The organism is Pleomorphomonas oryzae DSM 16300, from assembly GCF_000422965.1.
Classification (GTDB): domain Bacteria; phylum Pseudomonadota; class Alphaproteobacteria; order Rhizobiales; family Pleomorphomonadaceae; genus Pleomorphomonas; species Pleomorphomonas oryzae.
On record NZ_AUHB01000034.1, the window covers coordinates 1 to 1,632 of the forward strand.

Below are 1,632 nucleotides of genomic sequence, written 5' to 3' on the forward strand. Positions count from 1 at the left end.
CAACTGCGATCCACGGGATCGGCCGGGCGAAGCTGGGCGAGCGTTCGGCACGAGCTCAGGGCTGGCGACGAGGCTCTCGTCTCGACGCACATGAAACCTTCGTGGTCGAGATGATCGACGCGCAAAAGGACATCACGCTCAATGAGATGGTGGTTCGTCTTGCTGATGAGGTCGGCCTCCGGATTGGTCGCAGTGCCTTGAGCAATTGGCTCGACCGTCGTGGCTGGACGTTCAAAAAAAGACCGTACATGCACTGGAGCAGGAGCGAGAAGATCTCCTGAGGCGTCGCCAAGCGTGGTTCGACGGCCGACCAGACCTTGATCCCACACGTTTGGTCTTTATCGACGAAACTGGATTGTTGACGAAGATGGCTCGCCTTCGGGGGCGGTCTCTGCGCGGTGAGCGCTGTCGGGCGGCCATTCCCCATGGTCATTGGAAGACCACTACTTTTGTCGGTGCCCTGCGCCTTAACGGCATGACGGCGCCGCTGGTTCTCGACGGCGCCATGAATGGCGCTGCCTTCCGAGCCTATGTCGAGCAGGTGCTTGTCCCGACCCTGTCGCCCGGCGACGTCGTGGTGATGGACAATCTGCCCGCCCACAAGGCCGAGGGTGTCCGCCAAGTCGCTGCAAGCACGATGTCGGCGACGCCAGCATCTACAAATGGAAGGGGCCAAGAAGGGCGGCAGGGAAGTTAGCGAGGATAAACGGTTGTGAGGGTGCCTTGAGGACGAGAACGCCAAGCTGAAGCGGATGTTGGCCGAAGCCGTGCTTGACAATGTCGCCGTGAAGGATCTTCTGGTAAAGAAGTGGTAGCGCGCTCCGAGCGAAAGGCTGGAGCTCACTGACGATATTCGAGAGCGCATGATCACACTTTCCCGCGAGCGGCGTCGCTTCTGCCGCAGGCTGTGTCGGGAAGGTTATGAGGGGCAACCACAAGAAGCTGTTCCGCCTTTATTGGAGGAGAAGCTGACGGTGCGGCGGCGTGGCGGACGCAAGCGGACGACGATCGGCACACGGGCGCCGACATTGTTGCCGCTTCGTCCCAACGAATGCTAAAGCCTCGATCTTGTCTCCGATCAGCTCATCGGCGGATAACGCTTCCGCATCCTCACGATCGTCGATGACTACACGCGGGAATGCTCGACACTGTTGGCAGACACCTTACTATGGGGTGTCTTGATGGCTCGCGGCTGATCGAATCGCCGAACGTGGCAAGCCGAAGATAATCGTCTCTGACAACCACATCGAGTTTACCAGCAATGCCATCCTAGCTTGGCCAGAAATTGCTAGCGTCGAATGGCACTACATTGTTCCGGGCAAGCCGACCGACAACGGTCTCAACGAGAGCTTTACGGCAAGCTCTGAGCCAAGTTGCTCAACGAGCGCCATCTCCTCGCTCACCCAAACGAAGGCCACGCTGGCGACCTGGAGGGCGGTTCCACTAGTTCGCATTCCAGATTGGTTGGCGCGCCCCCCGGCAGGTTGCGGTGACATTCCCACTGCGTCAGGCTCTGGCGCTACGCCAGACGACCAGCTCCGCGCCGATGCCTGGCATCACCCTCCCCTAAGGACAAAACCAACGCCGGAAACAAACTCATAACTGGATAATTCCTAGAGAACTTAGCCACGC

The 1,632-nt window shown here is 59.4% G+C and carries 1 protein-coding gene and 1 pseudogene; both read left to right on the forward strand.

Features of this window, described 5'->3' with window-relative positions; all coding sequences use genetic code 11:
* A pseudogene (locus tag G522_RS29820) lies at positions 1-619 on the forward strand (IS630 family transposase); the annotation flags it as partial.
* Between the two features lie 665 nt (positions 620-1,284).
* On the forward strand, positions 1,285-1,602 hold the full coding sequence (locus G522_RS30800) for an integrase core domain-containing protein (RefSeq protein ID WP_425414094.1): 318 nt from the start codon (positions 1,285-1,287) through the stop codon (positions 1,600-1,602).
* Positions 1,603-1,632 lie beyond the last annotated feature (30 nt).